A 1,327-nucleotide genomic window follows, 5' to 3' on the forward strand; every position below is an offset into this window, starting at 1 on the left:
GCCTCGGCATCGTAGTTCACCGACAACTCGGTGCCGTTCTGCGCGATCCTGGTCGTTACCCCGACGCCACCCCGCGCCAGCCACGGGCTGGAGCTCTGCCCCACGGTGTTGAAGGTGTTGCCCGCTGCCCCGGCATAGCTGGAGGTCAGCATCGAGTCGTCATGAATCACGTCATAGCCCACCCCAAGGTTGGCAGTCAGCTGCGTCCCCGGAATGACCTCGTGCACCAGCTTGCCGTCCAGCCCGAGGATCAACTGATCGGTCTGGTGCTGATCCACATCCAGCAGCAACGGATTGATCGCCGCACTGCCGCTCTCGTGGTAGCTGTCGTCTTTCAACCAGGTGTAATCAGCCCGCACCGACGGGATGAAGCGCGTGGTCGGGCTGATGTCGTAGGCCTTGGCCAACGCCACACCGGCAGTGACCGTACGGCTGTCATAATTGGACTTGGCCTGGCCACTGATGCCGTTGAGGCTCAGGTCGCGCTTGCCGTCGTTGCGGTTCTGGCCCACCCCGGCATGGAAACTCAACTCGGTGTTGGGCGCGACGGTGTAGCTGCCATAACCCATCAGTTGATAGAGATCGACCTTCGCACTCTGAGCTGAAACGTCGGCCTTGCTGTTGGTGTCGGCATTGGCATAAGAGAACGACACGCCCAGGCGCAGCAGCTCGTTGACCGGTGCGTCCAGACCGAACGCCATGCCGTACACCGTGGCGTCATAGCCCGGGGTGTTGCCATGCTGGCTCTGATTGATCCATGAGCCGAACGGCTTCATCCACAGGTTCTTGTCGCCGTAGAAACCATCACCGGACGCCAGACCGGTGTTGGCATCGATCCGCGACTGCACCACGTCGGCAATGGTCGACAGCGTCGACTGACTGACTTCGGTGGCGGCTGCCGCATTGGACGGCAGGGTCTGCGAGATGGCGCTGGCCACGCTGCTGCCGCTGGTGGCGCCGACGAAGAACGGCGTCAGGCTGCTGTTGGTGGCAATCGCACTGTCCAGCACGCGGGCCGCACTGAGGTTGGCGGTGCTGATACCGGCCACTGCATTGGTCACCGCCGTGGTGGTCTTGGGCGCGGCCACCAGGTCGACGCTGTTGCCGTCCTTCACGCCGCTGAAGTTATACAGCGCCGAGTTGCTGGTCACCGCATAGGTGCCGTTGGAGTTCAAGGTGCCGGCGCTCAACACGCTGGCCAACGTGGCGCCCTGGAAGGACTGGCCGCTGTTGACCACGTCGACATCGAATTTGGCCTGGTCCGGCAGGGTCGCCGTGCCGGTGACCACCAGCTTGCCGAAGTGGGTGGCGTCCAGTGCCTCGGTGG

Annotated in this window: 1 protein-coding gene; it reads right to left on the reverse strand. The window is 63.4% G+C overall.

The window, feature by feature from the left end; translation table 11 throughout:
* A partial coding sequence (locus HB675_RS25670) for an autotransporter outer membrane beta-barrel domain-containing protein (protein WP_213881965.1) occupies window positions 1-1,327 on the reverse strand: 1,327 nt, incomplete at both ends.

It is taken from the genome of Pseudomonas sp. dw_358 (assembly GCF_018449655.1).
Taxonomy (GTDB): Bacteria; Pseudomonadota; Gammaproteobacteria; order Pseudomonadales; family Pseudomonadaceae; genus Aquipseudomonas.